Annotated in this window: 11 protein-coding genes; 3 read left to right on the top strand and 8 right to left on the bottom strand. The window is 50.6% G+C overall.

All coding sequences use genetic code 11. The features are described 5' to 3' along the window. The first annotated feature begins 108 nt into the window (after nt 1–108). The 3 genes from Q0Z94_RS11875 to Q0Z94_RS09140 are packed head-to-tail and all read left to right on the top strand — an operon-like array spanning nt 109 to nt 1476. The gene (locus Q0Z94_RS11875) at nt 109–501 is read left to right on the top strand and encodes an IS1 family transposase (protein ID WP_366517601.1); all 393 of its coding nucleotides are present in this window, start codon (nt 109–111) and stop codon (nt 499–501) included. A 55-nt stretch (nt 502–556) separates the two neighbouring features. Next, on the top strand, nt 557–790 hold the full coding sequence (locus Q0Z94_RS09145) for a hypothetical protein (RefSeq protein WP_298068992.1): 234 nt from the start codon (nt 557–559) through the stop codon (nt 788–790). Then, complete coding sequence (locus Q0Z94_RS09140) at nt 790–1476, top strand: hypothetical protein (RefSeq protein ID WP_298068990.1); 687 nt, start codon at nt 790–792, stop codon at nt 1474–1476. The genes Q0Z94_RS09145 and Q0Z94_RS09140 overlap by 1 nt, the downstream gene beginning before the upstream one ends. An 85-nt stretch (nt 1477–1561) precedes the next feature. On the opposite strand, the gene Q0Z94_RS09135 is transcribed toward Q0Z94_RS09140, so the two are convergent. The 8 genes from Q0Z94_RS09135 to Q0Z94_RS09100 all read right to left on the bottom strand — a co-directional run bounded on the left by Q0Z94_RS09135 (nt 1562) and on the right by Q0Z94_RS09100 (nt 12808). Then, nucleotides 1562–3445, bottom strand: coding sequence for a sigma 54-interacting transcriptional regulator (locus Q0Z94_RS09135; RefSeq protein ID WP_298068988.1), 1884 nt, complete (start codon nt 3443–3445; stop codon nt 1562–1564). A 102-nt stretch (nt 3446–3547) separates the two neighbouring features. Beyond that, nucleotides 3548–5008, bottom strand: a complete 1461-nt coding sequence (locus Q0Z94_RS09130) for an NAD-dependent succinate-semialdehyde dehydrogenase (RefSeq protein WP_298068986.1) — start codon at nt 5006–5008, stop codon at nt 3548–3550. Nucleotides 5009–5082: 74 nt separating this feature from the next. Continuing rightward, the gene (locus Q0Z94_RS09125; protein ID WP_298068984.1) at nt 5083–6093 is read right to left on the bottom strand and encodes a GGGtGRT protein; all 1011 of its coding nucleotides are present in this window, start codon (nt 6091–6093) and stop codon (nt 5083–5085) included. A 4-nt stretch (nt 6094–6097) separates the two neighbouring features. Beyond that, nucleotides 6098–6790: a hypothetical protein gene (locus Q0Z94_RS09120; RefSeq protein ID WP_366517600.1), complete on the bottom strand. Its 693-nt coding sequence runs from the start codon at nt 6788–6790 to the stop codon at nt 6098–6100. Continuing rightward, entirely contained in the window at nt 6787–7638 is an 852-nt protein-coding gene (locus Q0Z94_RS09115) for an amidohydrolase family protein (protein WP_298068980.1), read from the bottom strand. Before Q0Z94_RS09115 ends, Q0Z94_RS09120 begins: the two co-directional genes overlap by 4 nt. 98 nt (nt 7639–7736) lie before the next feature. Then, nucleotides 7737–9371 carry an amidohydrolase gene (locus Q0Z94_RS09110; protein ID WP_298068978.1) on the bottom strand — a complete coding sequence of 545 codons (1635 nt, stop codon included), beginning with the start codon at nt 9369–9371 and terminating at the stop codon, nt 7737–7739. Further along, nucleotides 9368–10285: a glycyl-radical enzyme activating protein gene (locus Q0Z94_RS09105; protein ID WP_298068976.1), complete on the bottom strand. Its 918-nt coding sequence runs from the start codon at nt 10283–10285 to the stop codon at nt 9368–9370. Before Q0Z94_RS09105 ends, Q0Z94_RS09110 begins: the two co-directional genes overlap by 4 nt. Nucleotides 10286–10333: 48 nt before the next feature. After that, on the bottom strand, nt 10334–12808 hold the full coding sequence (locus tag Q0Z94_RS09100) for a pyruvate formate lyase family protein (RefSeq protein WP_298068974.1): 2475 nt from the start codon (nt 12806–12808) through the stop codon (nt 10334–10336). Nucleotides 12809–13044 lie beyond the last annotated feature (236 nt).

The following is a 13044-nucleotide window of genomic DNA, read 5'->3' as shown; positions in this document are numbered from 1 at the left end:
CCCCGCCCTTCAGGGCGGGGTGGGGCTCTATCGGCCTAAAGGCCGAGGTCTCAAACCATAAAGGAAGTAAGATGAAATGGTTTCATATATCAATAAAAAAAAGATCACATCCGGATCTGGAAAGCTCTTGATCATAACACTCGAAAATTTATCGGCTGGCAATGTGGTGATCGTAGTTCCAAAACCTTAACTGATTTTTTTGACAGACTTAATGTATGGCGAGCTAAAAGAGTATATTCCGATTTTTATGCGTGCTATGCCGACGTGGTGGGAAGTCAACGCTTACGGCAAGGAAAACAGCATACCTTCAAAAGAGAACAAAACAATGCCTTGCAGCGTCACTGGCTTGGACGATTCAGACGTAGAACCCAAATCGTCACGCGTTCCTTGGATATGTTGAATAAATCTCTGGCGTTGTTTCAGCGATTTCGCGTTAATGGCAAGATTGAAGAATTTTTATCATTATTAAAGTTGTGTCACCTCGTGAATAAAGACCCGTGATTCCTTTACGTTCTTTGAGGACGACGTTGTTGCTGCCCTGCAATCTGCCCTTGGTATGAGCGAACAGGCAGCAAGAAATTGGTTCAATGGCACTGAGACCAACGAGTTGAGCATCGCCCAGCTTGTTGCCGACATCCAGGAATATGAGAACGGAAAGGGCAAGAACTTCCGGCTCCTGTTCATGGTGGACGAGGTGGGGCAGTACATCGGGGACGATGGAAACCTGATGATTACCTTCAGTCTCTTGTTGAGGAAATCGGGACTCGCTGCCGTGGCAAGGCGTGGGTGATGGTGACGAGCCAGGAGGCTATCGACTCCGTGGTTCAGATCAAGGGCAATGACTTCTCTAAGATTCATGGGCGTTTCAATACCCGCCTGATCCTCTCTTCTTCCTCCGTGGATGAAGTCATCAAAAAGCGTGTGCTTGCCAAGAAGAAGGAGGCAGATCAGCTTCTCCGCATGGTGTACGATAAGGAACACTCCGTCTTGAAAAAACTTTTTACGTTTAATAACCTTGTGAAGGACATCAAGGGTTTTTCTGACGCTGAGGAGTTTTCTGCGACGTTCCCCTTTGTCCCGTATCAGTTTATCATCATTCAGAAAGTCCTTGCTGAGATTCGCAAGCATGGAAATTCCGGCAAGCACCTTTCCGGCGGCGAACGCTCCATGCTGTCCGGCTTCCAGGAGGCAGCTCAAAAAGTGCAGGACAAGGACGAGAACACACTCCTTCCTTTCCACCTGTTCTATGACACAGTACATACTTTCCTTGAAAGTGCCATCCGGCGAGTGATTGATCGCTGTCAGACGGCGGCTGACAAGGGCGATGGGCTGGAACAGCAGGATGTACGTGTCCTGAAGCTGCTCTATCTCGTTCACTACATTGACGACATCCAGGCCAACATAGACAACATCGCAATCCTGATGATCGATGATATCCGCACCGACAAGATTGCGCTCCGGGCTTCTGTCGCATAACACCTCTATCCTTCTTGAAAATATCAGCAAAAACGTCTCGTGACTACTCACAAGGCATTGCGTTCTTTTGTCCCCCAGGCGGCTACTATTTGTCCTGAAGCTGACGCCACAACGTCGTTCTGCTGACCCCGAGAAGATCAGCCAAAACCTGAAGGCGGCCCTCACAGAACCACGCTATTTCCCTAAGTTGCGTTGGCGAAAGATTCTTCTGTTTATTCGAAGTGCTGCGATTGATGATATCCTGAATAAACATCTCTACGCCTATGGATTCAATCAAGGTATTATATACACCGGAGTAAGAAAAATCTTCAAGGAGAACTGCAAAGCGGCGAACCACATTATCAAGTTCACGAATATTTCCGGGCCAACTGTAAGCCGTTAATATTTTTTGCATCAGACTTTTATGCGTGGCCAGGACTTCCGTCATGTGCCTGTCGAGTCTGCTGAGCATATGATAGAACAGAATCAGAACATCATCCTCCCTCTCCCTGAGAGGCGGTACATCCAGCTGAAAAACATTGAGTCTGTAGTAAAGATCAGCGCGGAAACGCTGCTTCTCAACGCTCTGCAGCAGGGGCGTATTGGAGGCGGCAATAACACGTATGTTCACGTGAACCGCACCTCTTCCGCCAAGACGCATGATTTCCTTTTCCTGAAGAGCCCTCAGCAGATGAGCCTGAAGAGAAAAAGGAATCTGATCCACCTCATCTAGAAAAAGTGTACCATTGTGCGCCAGCTCAAACATACCGGCCTTTCCCCCCTTGCGGGCACCGGTAAATGCGCCTTCCTCATAGCCGAAAAGCTCGCTCTCAATCAGAGAGTCCGGCAGAGCCGCGCAGTTCACAGCAACAAACGGTCCATCCTTCATGGGACTGATATTATGAATGGCCTGAGCCAACACTTCCTTACCGACCCCGGTTTCTCCGCTAATATAGATAGAGGAATCCGACTTGCCATACTTACGTGCACGATCGCACAGTTTGGAAATCGCTACCGATTCTCCCAGAATATCGGCAAAAGAATAGGTGGTCTTGAAGACGGTCTGCGGCATGGATGATCTTGCCTTGCGCTCGATATGCTGCAGCTCCTCTATCTTCTGAAACGTAATGACGGTCCCTTCATTCTCCCCCGAAACCATGAGAGGGATACTGTTTACCACCATCTGCTTTCCGTGGATGACATCAAAAAATTTTATTTTAGGAAGAGAATCCTGGGGCAGAGAGGTAAGTGAGCAATTCTGTAGAACTCCTTTAAGAGGCTTACCAAAAACTTCCTCTCTTCTGAGGTTCAGCATTTTCTGAGCTGAAGAATTGCAAGTGATAATTTTTCCCTCTCTATCTGTAGCAATAATCCCTCCCCATGCATAATCTACTATAGCCTGAAGCTGCTGCTGTCGCTTTTTTTCTCTTATAATATCTTCCGTAAGCGATTTTGCCATCTGAATGGCATTTATGATGGTCTGCTTTCCTGAGTAAACAAGGAAAAAAGGAATATTCAGGTGCTTGCATACGTTCTGAGCAAGACTCGCTCCTATAACGACATCCGGCTTCTTTTTACTGATAAGTGTACTTAGTTCCTCATGATTGGAAAAAATAAGAGGAATAATAATACAGTCGAGAAGACCTTCAAGTTCACGGCACAACTTGATGTCATTCTCGTTGACAGAGGCAAGTCCTATACAGCGGCCGTACCGGCGGGCCTGACGAAAGACTGGTAGGAAGTCGTGCAGACCGAAGTTGAAAATCACCAGAGGCACCCGCGCCTTCTCGCGTATGAACCGGGCATTGGCGCCTCCTCCCACGAAGACATGCACACCGTCAGCCTGAGCCTTGAGAACCTGTCCGAGCAGCTGATTACCCAGCCCCTTCAAAATTGCGGGGCATATTTCAGGGTCATTGATGAGCTGAAGCGCTTCCTGAGCAAGTTCATTCAGTATGCCATAAGTGAGGATACCTATCTTACAGCGCATGGCGATCTCCGTATAAAACAGCAAAGGTCAATGAGGAGCTCATCGGTGAAGAGCCGGCTCATTGACCTTTGCATTTCCATTCAGCAGCTAAACACATCCGGTTCAGCGATTCAATCCACCGATCATAGCGTAACGGACATCAACGAATTCCTTCAGCGCCGCACGTCCACCTTCACGTCCCAGACCGCTTTCCTTAATGCCACCGAAAGGAATTTCGGCAATGGAAAGCACACGTTCATTGACGCCAATCATGCCGTACTGCATGCCTTCCATCATGCGGAATGTTCTGGCGAGATCGCGGGTATAAACATAGCCCGCCAGACCGTAACGGGTATCGTTGGCCAGGAACAGAGCTTCCTCTTCCGTATCGAAGGGAGTAATGCCGGCTACAGGGCCAAAAATCTCTTCCTGAAACATCCGCATATCTCGGGTTACACCGGTCACGACAGTGGGTTCAAAGAAGCATCCGCCCAGGGAATGAGGCTTGCCGCCACAAACGACCTTCGCGCCCTTTTCCAGAGCGTCCTGCACAAGAGCAGAGAGAAATTCAACGGCATGATGATTGATGACAGGGCCGATATCCGTTCCTTCGGTCAGGCCATTACCCACAACAAGTTTACGAACACGGTCGATAAACTTGCGGATGAACTCGTCATAGACGCTGCGCTGTACCATAATGCGGTTGGCCGCAATGCAGGCCTGTCCGGTGTGACGGAACTTGATGGTCATAATGCAGTCAACGGCAGCATCAAGATCGGCATCTTCAAAAACAACTGCCGGAGCGTTGCCGCCGAGTTCCATGGAAGTGCGTTTGACCGTACGGGCAGATTCTTCCATCAGCTTTTTACCTACTTCGGTGGAGCCGGTGAAGGTAATCTTGCGTACGCGGAAGTCATCCGAAACTTCCTTCACTATGCTCTGGGCACTGCCGGTAATTACGTTGAACACACCGTTGGGAATACCGGCCTCTTTGGCAAGTTCGGCCAAAGCCAGACCGGAATACGGAGTGGCACTTGCAGGTTTAATGATGATGGGGCATCCCACGGCAAGAGCAGGACCGGCCTTGCGAAGAATCATACCCATGGGCAGATTCCATGGGGTGACGGCAAATACGATGCCTATAGGCTGAAACCAGGTAATGGGTCTGGCATGAGGAATAACACTGGGAATGGTTTCGCCGTAGAGACGACGGGCTTCCTCCACGCACCACTGCACATGTGCGTTATTCTGGTTCACTTCGCCTACAGCATCCACCAGCGACTTGCCTTCCTCCAGGGTAATCAGTCTGGCAATATCTTCCTTGTTGGCTTCAATAAGATCATGCCATTCCATAACAATGCGGCAACGATCCTGAAGCGCCATATTGCGCCACCCTTCCCATGCCTTCTCTGCTGCATCAATGGCACGACGGGTTTCCGTAGCTCCACAGCGGGGTACCGTGCCTAAAACAGAATCATCGGCCGGATTGGTTACGGTAATGACTTCGCCGGAGTCCGCATCACACCATTCACCATTGATGAAGCACTTGGTATGAAACAGAGATTGGTTCTTAAGCGATTCCATAATAGACTCCTTTTACAGAAAATTTTGTATAATTGCTTCAAGTGGTTCGTATGAATGACTCTAAGAAAAATGACCTACGCCGTTTCCCGGCGAACAGCATCAACGGCGGCAACAGCAATACTGACGCTGGCCCCCACCACAGGATTGTTTCCCATGCCGATAAAGCCCATCATTTCCACATGGGCCGGCACGGACGATGAGCCTGCAAATGTGGCGTCAGCATACATTCTTGCCATAAGATCGGTCTGTCCGTAGGAAGACGGGCCGGCAGAAGTATCATCGGGATTCAGCGTACGTCCGATACCTCCGCCCGAGGCACAGGCGAAGTACTTCTTTCCCCTGTCCAGACAGCGCTTCTTGTATGTACCTGCCACAGGATGCTGAAAACGGATCATATTCGTTGCGTTACCGGAAATTGAGATATCCACCTCCTCATATTCCATGATGGCAACGCCCTCTCGCATTTCATCGGCGCCATAGCAGCGCACCGCCGCTCTCTCGCCTTTTGAAAAAGGCGTTTCATCAAGAATGGTCAGTTGCTCAGTCTCGAAGTCAAACGAGGTTCTTACATAGGTGAAGCCGTTGACCCTGGCTATGATTGCGGCGGCATCCTTGCCGAGTCCATTCAGAATAACCCGCAGAGGCGTCTTTCTAGCTCTGTTGGCAGAGCAGGCTATCCCGAGTGCGCCTTCCGCAGCTGCAAAAGACTCATGCCCAGCCAGAAAAGCGAAACACCGAACGGAATCATCTAGAATCATGGAAGCAAGACGGCCATGCCCCAGCCCGATCTGGCGCTGATCGGCTACGGAGCCATCGAGGCAAAAACTCTGCAGCGCTTTTCCGAGAAGAAGTGCAGCCTGGCTGGCATCTCCAATCTTTTTCTTCAAAACCGCAGCTGCACCCACCGTATAGGCCCAGCCGGCATCATCAAAGGATATGGACTGGATATCATGCACCATCCTGCGCACATCCATACCGTGATCAAGGCACAGCCGCTCGGCCTCCTCTAGCGTGTTTATCCCCACAGTTCGCAGAAAAGCGGTCACTGGAGCAAGGCGTGCCTCCTGATTTTCAAAACGTATCATGCAGCTACTCCTTTCTGGGATCGATGAACTTTACTGCATCGGCATAGCGACCGTAGATACCCGATGCCTTCTCCAGCGCTCTGTCAGGCGCCGCTCCATCCTCGATGAGTCTCATCATTTTTCCCACATTGACATAGCTGTAGCCTATGATACGATTCTCTTCGTCCAGCCCCAACCTGCGCACATACCCTTCCGTCAGCTCCAGCCAGCGTGGTCCTTTTTCAACGGTACCATAGTGAGTGCCGATCTGGCTGCGGATGGTGCCGCCAAGATCCTCCAGAGCCGCTCCCACGGGAAGTCCCCCACGGGAAAACGCCGATTGGGAGCGTCCGTAGCTGATATTCAAAAAGAACTCGCGCATAGCCACATTGATGGCATCGCACACAAGATCGGTATTCAGCGCTTCCTGCATGGTTCTGCCGGGAAGAATCTCAACAGACATGGCAGCCGACTGTGTCATGCCGCTACAGCCTATGGTTTCCAGAAGCGCTTCATGAATAATGCCATTCTTGATATTCAGCGTCATCTTACAGGCACCCTGCTTCATGGCGCAGGTGCCGACACTATGACTGAAACCGGAAATCTGGCTGCAATCCGTCACTTTGACGAAGCTGCCTTCCTGAGGAATAGGGGCAGGGCCATGCGCAGTCTGGCGACCAACCATAACACATTGCTTTAGGGCCTCGGTCTCCATCATCGTGCAACATCCTCCGAAAGATCCAGCAACGTACACGCATTGGCATAGAAAAAGCGTCGTTTCGCCTCTTCTGTAAAGGGAAGCTCCAGAAATCTCTTGAGAGTTTTGGCTACGGGATTGAAAGGATTGGCACTGGCGAACACAACCTTGTCCGTAATGTATTCATTGGCAGCCTTAATGTAGAACTCCCCGAACAACTTGGAATCGCAGCTGGAAAGGTCCATATAGACATTATTATGCCGCATGCAGACGGCAATGGCTTCGTTAACCCAAGGGTAGCCGCCGTGACTGATGACTATTTTCAGTTCGGGGAAGTCGCGGGCCACTTTATCTATCTCCCGAGGAGCCATATCTTCCAGAGCCACACCGGGCATATGACCGGAAAGTCCTGCCGTTATGACAACAGGGACGGCATAGTCACAGCACATGGCATACAGAGGATAAAAAAACGGATCAGACACGCCGTAGTGATTCATGCAGGGATCGATGGACGCTCCGCGCATTCCGTCCTGCTCAAGGGCTTTTCTGAAGGCCCGCAGTCCGTTCATTCCCTTGCGGGGATCATAGCCATAAAATCCGATATACAGATCAGGATCGGAACGAACACATTCCAACGTAGAGGCATTGGTGTTTGGAGAATCATAGGTCGATTCAATATCACGGCCAGACACGACGGCCTTAACGATGCCTATGGATCGCAACTCTTCCGCACATTCCTCAAGGCTGAGCATTTTTCTCTTCAGGAAATCTGTATTTTTAATGTATTCGGCGTATACCGGATTGGTAGCCACGCTTTCAATGCTTTCCTTTGTAGAAGGACGATACCGAAGATCAATGACAGGCGTCATACTTTTCTCCTTGACTTATAATTGAACAGGACGCGCCGCATACTCTGAAAAAACTGAAGGATGCGGCAGGAGCAAATCAGTCTGCACCTATAAACGGACTAACGTGTAAACACTGACTCATCATCCACAATAGTCTGCATCACCTGAATATCCTTTATAGTGTCAGGAGATACCTGCAGCGGATTTTTGTCGAGCAACGTAAAGTCCGCAAACTTTCCAGGAGTGATGGACCCCTTGATGCCTTCTTCAAAATTCATAAAGGCCGCGTCGATGGTGATGGCCCTCAGAGCCGCATACAGACTTGCTGCCTGATGCCGACCGCGAAGGACTCCCTCCTTCGACACACGTGTGACGGCCGTCTGAACCTGTAGCAGAGGCGTCACAGGCGTAATGGGACAATCTGAATGAAGGTTGAAGGGAATTCCCATACGTTCGGCATCACCGCAGGGGCAGAAATCCTCCACCCGTTCGTCACCGACATTCTGAGCATGAATGTGATCCCAGAACCAAAGCGGTGAAATGAAGAAGCAGGGATATGCTCCCAGAGAACGCATACGCAGAAGCTGATCTTTACGGATATACTGCGCATGAATGACCAGATGACGCGCATCAGGACGCGGACAGACGCGCTGTACTGCGGCAAAAGCATCCAGCACATTGTCTATGGCAGCATCGCCGTTGGCATGAACCGCTATCTGCCAGCCAGCCTTATGCATGGGAAGGATGGCAGCTGTAAGCTTTTCGGCAGACCATGTTTCTTTTCCATAATAAGGCTCCGTCTCGCCGGGCAGCGCAGGATACGGCGCACTGAAAAATCCGGTTCTGTCGCGAGGATCACCATCGGAAACGAACTTCACACCGCCCAGCGTTACCTTGTGATTGCCAGAAAGATCGGTACCGGGAACAGGCGTGGCATAAGGGCTGAGCTGGCTGATATCGGAGGCACGAATAAGAATAACGGTGCGAAGAGGCAGGGAGCCGTCCTTTGCGCACTGTACCAGAATTTCGGTAACCTTGTAGCCGAGTTCCATATCCATGGGAGAAAAGGCGGGGCCGCCATGCGCCGTTGTAATGCCGTAGGAAGCATACGTACAACTCTCTTCCACGAGAGCAGCCTTCAGCTCCTCCATGGTGTACTGAGGAATAAGACGGCGAACCAGACTCTGCGCCGGAATACCGGAAAGCAGACCGTTAGGATTGCCGTGCTCATCACGGCCTATGGCACCGCCCACGGGATCGGGAGTGTCACGGGTAATGCCCGCCATCGCGAGAGCTATGGAGTTGGCCATACCCGTATGACCGGAAACATGCCGGAAGAACAGCGGCTTATCGGGGCAGGCTTCATCGAGTTCGGCCAGCGTAAGAAAACGCCGCTCGCAAACGCATTGTTCATCATAGTTGAAACCAACCACCCATTCACTGGGGCGAGGACGAACGGTCTGCGCCTTGAGTCGCTCCACGGCTTCGGCAACGCTGTCCACGGCCAGATCCGCAGAGTACATGCGATTCATGCCACCGCTCGGAAAATGACTGTGCCCATCAATAAAGCCGGGCATCATGGTTTTTCCTTCCAGATCGACGAAACGGCCCCCTTCACCGACAATGTTCTTCATCGTTTTCACATCCCCCACCCCGGCGATTCGTCCGTTCACAACGGCAACGGCCTCGGGATGCGGGCAGGAAGAATCCATAGTCAGTATCTGTCCGTTATAATAAAGTGTCGCTTTGGTCATATCTGCCTCGCTTTGTCATGCGCGATGCGCTGCAACTCCTGCATGCGCTCATCGTACTGACTGTCTGGAGTAATATTTGCGTAGTCGTAACCGCGGCCCAATGCAGCGTATTTGGACTCTCCCATTCTGTGAAAGGGAAGTAGCTCATAGGTAATCCGCCCCTTGTTGGGCAGATGCTGCTTTATAGCCGCAATAGCTTTACAGGTATCGTTGAATCCCGGAATGACAGGGGTTCGTACTGTGATGGGAAGCTCAGGAAAATGTTCTGCAACCTTGTGAAGATTTTCCAAGATCAGGGCATTGTCCTGTCCTGTGAACTCCTTGTGCCTCAGAGGATCTATACACTTCACGTCGTATAGAAGCTGATTCAGATAACGGCAGGCATCTTCGAGTATGTGCCATGGAATACAGCCGCAGGTTTCTATAGCCGTATGGATGTGTCTGCGGTGAGCTTCACGCAACAGCGCCAGAGCAAATTCGGGCTGAGCCAGAGCTTCTCCTCCCGAAAGAGTCATGCCTCCGTGGGAATGCTCATAAAACAGCGTATCTTCCTCCACTTTCTGCAGCACTTCCTCCACACTGAGCAACTCGCCGTAGGTGACCTGAGCCTGGCCGGGGCAGTTTCTGACACACTCCATGCATTGAAGGCAACGGGAACTGTCAAAGCTTAATACCCCGTCACTGACATGCATGGCTTCGGTAGTACAGGTTTCAAAGCATCGACCACATACGGAGGGGGATATGCAGCGCAGAGGAAGAAAACCGTGCTCCGGCCTAAAGGACTGTGTTTCGGGATTGGAACACCACGAACAGCGAAGAGGACAGCCTTTCAGAAAAACAACCGTACGTATGCCATCCCCGTCATGAACGCTGAATTTTTGAATATTGACGACAGTACCAGTGATCTTGTTCATGGAGAACTCCAGATGAGCGGCGGGATAAAATATCCCGCCGCAATCCGACTAGAGTGAACTGTGTTCTGTACGATCAATCAGTTCCGACTGAAGAGCCTTGGAAAGATCGCAGAAGTACGCGCTGTATCCGGCAATGCGGACGATAAGACCACGGTAGGCTTCAGGATCCTTCTGAGCAGCTTTCAACGTTGCGCCGTTGATGATGTTGAACTGCAGATGCCACAGCTTCAGCGCACACCAGGTACGAATCATGCTCATCAGCTTACGGGTACCTTCTTCACCAGCAACGGCCTTCGGAGAAAGCTTGAGGTTGAGAAGTCGGGCCGAATGATTCTTCAGGTCATAATTCTTGGAGTGGAAGTTTGAGAGCAGGTCTGCAGTAGGACCGTTGATGTCGGCACCATGAGATGCGGAGGCCCCTTCAGAAAGCGCAGTGCCGGCCTTTCTCCCATTCGGCGTAGCCGCAATGACGCGGCCGAAGGCCACATGCGCAGTGATGGGAACATAACGCACCACTACATTGATTCCACGCACCCGAGAACATTCCTCGGCAGCATGCTGGGAAATGGCATCAATTTCCTTGGCAATGCTGTCCGCATAGGGATTATTGTTGCCGAAGGCAGGAGAATGACGAAGAATGGCCTGCGTGGCTTCATATCCGACGAAGTCGGCACGAAGAGCATCCAAAACTTCCTGCATAGACAGACGCTTGTCTTCAAACACCTGTTTCTTGATGGCCGCCAGAGAGTCTATGACGGTGCCGTATCCAAGAGACTCAAAATAGGAAATATCAAAGCCATCCTTAATTTTGGACGCCTGCAGATCCGTTGCACTCTTGACGCACAGATCATGCAACACGGAAGAGAACGGAGATGCAAAGTGCAGAGGGCGAAGGCTGTCCACGACATACTGTTGTTGGAATGCCTTGTGCAGAAGATTAAGATGCTGTTTTTTCCAGGCGCCGTAAAATTCTTCCCACGTTTTGAATTCCCTGGGATCGCCCGTTTCCAGCCCGATAAGCAGATCGCCATAATGCAGCATACGACCGTTGAACATGGTCATTTCAATGGCAGAAGCAATGTTGATCTTCACGCAGCCGGAAGTGTAAGTATCACGGTTAGGCATACGAACTTCTGTGCATCCCGATCCGGCGTAATCCATAGCATCACGCAGAGGAGCTCCCAGTGCCACATAGGACGGAATGATCTCTTCATCGTTAAGCAGCTTTGGGAAACCCGTGCCGTCCTTGATGGTAAGAGCCACCTCATGAAGAAGGCGTTCCGGAGTGCGTGCGTGGATACGGCAGGCCAGGTCGGGATAGTTCAGCGGGAAGTTGCGCTTAGATTCCAAGAACAGATACGTCAGATCATTTGTGGCATCGTCACCCGTGGTGGTCTGACCACCAATCGTCACGGCTTCCCAATGGGCATAGCCTTCCTGGAAGGCGGCTCCGTTCGGCGTAATGAACAGATCGATATATTGAGACATGTCAACCCACATGCACTCAAGCAGTTCCATGGCCTGCTCACGCGTTAGGACACCTTCTTCTATGTCCTTTTTATAGTACGGATAAAAATACTGATCCATGCGGCCGTTGGAAACAACGGCGCTCACCTTCTGTTCCAGACGTTCGAACATCTGAACAAACCACTGGCTCTGCACCGCCTCGCGGAAGTTTCGGGCAGGCTTTGCGGGCACCTGCTCGCAGATCTCAGCAATCTGAAGAAGTTCCTGACGACGTACGGGATCCGTACACTCGGCGGCCTCTTTCCGGGCCAGAGTTACATGGCGGTTGGTCCAGAGCATGAAGGCATCACAGGTAATCAGCATGGATTCCAGCACGGGCTTCTTATCCATAAGCGCGGTTGTGTCGTCAGGATCTATGTTGTCAAGACGTTCCTGAATTTCGCGCTTGATGTCGAGGAAGCCGCGCTTGATCACTTTCTCATAGTCCATAACCCACTGCAGAGAGGATCTGTAGGAAGATGCCTCATTAACCACATACATGGACTTAAGCCCCTGTGCATCGGCATAGGTCACACCGCGCAGCTCTTTTGGAAGAGAAGCGTTAAGATGCTCATGATAGGTCTTGCCCTTCCAGTAAGGAGCTATTTCCTCCATAACGATCCTGATATCTTCAGGATCAATATGAAAAGGACTCTGCTCTCTGCTTTCCAGATCTTTCAGCACGGTTTCATAAAAGTCCCCGTCAAGTTCAGGATAAAGGATACCATAGCGTCCGAGCTTTCCGGCTCGCCCGGCCAAGAGCTGATTGGGTGTAATATAAACAGTAATGTTTTCTGCGATATGATACAGAGCCTTGGCCCAGCGGATGACGAGAGGCTGACCTTCCGTCTGCTTCATAGAGCGCGTAAAGTAGAGAGCGCGTTCTATATCTACCACTGGTTTCATGTGTTGAACTTTATTCAGAATCCCATAGACTCTTTCTCTTCCAGACTTATCGACGGTTTTACTGTAAAGACGTTCTTCCTGTGGTGAGTAGATACAAGCGCATTGAGACATGGAAAACCTCCAAGAAAAGAGATTAAAAAAGCTTTTGATGGCTTTGCTAAAAATTAGAACTTATTCACTGAATACAGAAGATTTTTGTAAAAAAAAGGTGCAAATGCGCTTTTTTAGGAAAAAATTAAGGGGCTGTCCTAGCTAAGACTAATGTTTTGCCTGTTTTACCCAATAAGTTAGCTGAGTTAGGAGTTGTTTATGATTGCCTCCATTGAAACGCCATTCGCATTCCTTGA

The organism is uncultured Mailhella sp. (genome assembly GCF_947631555.1).
Lineage (GTDB): Bacteria > Desulfobacterota > Desulfovibrionia > Desulfovibrionales > Desulfovibrionaceae > Mailhella.
Note: the sequence above shows the minus strand (reverse complement) of the source record. Positions and strands in the feature narration are given on the sequence as shown.

Excerpts from the sequence above, each read along its gene's own strand:
- Q0Z94_RS09125 (WP_298068984.1), bottom strand. The coding sequence starts at position 6,093 with ATGATACGTTTTGAAAATCAGGAGGCACGCCTTGCTCCAGTGACCGCT.
- Q0Z94_RS09135 (WP_298068988.1), bottom strand. The coding sequence starts at position 3,445 with ATGCGCTGTAAGATAGGTATCCTCACTTATGGCATACTGAATGAACTT.
- Q0Z94_RS09120 (WP_366517600.1), bottom strand. The coding sequence starts at position 6,790 with ATGATGGAGACCGAGGCCCTAAAGCAATGTGTTATGGTTGGTCGCCAG.
- Q0Z94_RS09130 (WP_298068986.1), bottom strand. The coding sequence starts at position 5,008 with ATGGAATCGCTTAAGAACCAATCTCTGTTTCATACCAAGTGCTTCATC.
- Q0Z94_RS09110 (WP_298068978.1), bottom strand. The coding sequence starts at position 9,371 with ATGACCAAAGCGACACTTTATTATAACGGACAGATACTGACTATGGAT.
- Q0Z94_RS09140 (WP_298068990.1), top strand. The coding sequence starts at position 790 with ATGGTGACGAGCCAGGAGGCTATCGACTCCGTGGTTCAGATCAAGGGC.
- Q0Z94_RS09100 (WP_298068974.1), bottom strand. The coding sequence starts at position 12,808 with ATGTCTCAATGCGCTTGTATCTACTCACCACAGGAAGAACGTCTTTAC.
- Q0Z94_RS09105 (WP_298068976.1), bottom strand. The coding sequence starts at position 10,285 with ATGAACAAGATCACTGGTACTGTCGTCAATATTCAAAAATTCAGCGTT.
- Q0Z94_RS09115 (WP_298068980.1), bottom strand. The coding sequence starts at position 7,638 with ATGACGCCTGTCATTGATCTTCGGTATCGTCCTTCTACAAAGGAAAGC.
- Q0Z94_RS09145 (WP_298068992.1), top strand. The coding sequence starts at position 557 with ATGAGCGAACAGGCAGCAAGAAATTGGTTCAATGGCACTGAGACCAAC.